Origin of the sequence: Gemmiger formicilis (genome assembly GCF_016901605.1) — a bacterium.
Classification (GTDB): domain Bacteria; phylum Bacillota; class Clostridia; order Oscillospirales; family Ruminococcaceae; genus Gemmiger; species Gemmiger formicilis_B.
In genome coordinates this window covers 1-253 of sequence record NZ_JACJKP010000656.1, presented here as the reverse complement: position 1 = coordinate 253, position 253 = coordinate 1, and the positions used below count along the sequence as shown (strand labels likewise).

Annotated in this window: 1 pseudogene; it reads left to right on the top strand. The window is 57.3% G+C overall.

Features of this window, described 5'->3' with window-relative positions:
- Positions 1–253, top strand: a pseudogene (locus H6B10_RS16340) (MATE family efflux transporter); the annotation flags it as partial.

Sequence of the window (253 nt, the reverse complement as noted above, 5' to 3'; positions counted from 1 at the left end):
GCACCGTTTCGTTGTTCTACTGTCTGCTGGCTTTCAGCCATTGCTGTGCAGGTATCCTGCGCGGTCTGGGCCGCCCCGTGGTGCCTATGGTCATCATGCTGGCTGTATGGTGTGCCCTGCGCATCACCTACATTACCGTAACGGTGCACTTTATTCCGCAGATCAGCGTAATTTTCTGGGCCTATCCCCTGACCTGGACCGTCAGTTCCATCCTGTTTGTCTGGTACCTGACCCACTGCCCCATGCCCACGCC